The sequence below is a fragment of the Roseisolibacter sp. H3M3-2 genome, assembly GCF_029211165.1.
In the GTDB taxonomy this organism is placed as follows: Bacteria; Gemmatimonadota; Gemmatimonadetes; order Gemmatimonadales; family Gemmatimonadaceae; genus Roseisolibacter.
Map to the genome: position 1 here is coordinate 1 of NZ_JARGEK010000789.1, position 581 is coordinate 581.

The 581-nt window shown below is 55.4% G+C and carries 1 pseudogene; it reads left to right on the plus strand.

Going from position 1 to position 581, the window contains the following annotated elements:
• Nucleotides 1-581 (plus strand): annotated as a pseudogene (gene lacI / locus PYV61_RS26415) (DNA-binding transcriptional repressor LacI); the annotation flags it as partial.

Consider the following 581-nt stretch of genomic DNA (forward strand, 5'->3'; position numbering starts at 1 on the left):
GGATGACCAGGATGCCATTGCTGTGGAAGCTGCCTGCACTAATGTTCCGGCGTTATTTCTTGATGTCTCTGACCAGACACCCATCAACAGTATTATTTTCTCCCATGAAGACGGTACGCGACTGGGCGTGGAGCATCTGGTCGCATTGGGTCACCAGCAAATCGCGCTGTTAGCGGGCCCATTAAGTTCTGTCTCGGCGCGTCTGCGTCTGGCTGGCTGGCATAAATATCTCACTCGCAATCAAATTCAGCCGATAGCGGAACGGGAAGGCGACTGGAGTGCCATGTCCGGTTTTCAACAAACCATGCAAATGCTGAATGAGGGCATCGTTCCCACTGCGATGCTGGTTGCCAACGATCAGATGGCGCTGGGCGCAATGCGCGCCATTACCGAGTCCGGGCTGCGCGTTGGTGCGGATATCTCGGTAGTGGGATACGACGATACCGAAGACAGCTCATGTTATATCCCGCCGTTAACCACCATCAAACAGGATTTTCGCCTGCTGGGGCAAACCAGCGTGGACCGCTTGCTGCAACTCTCTCAGGGCCAGGCGGTGAAGGGCAATCAGCTGTTGCCCGTCT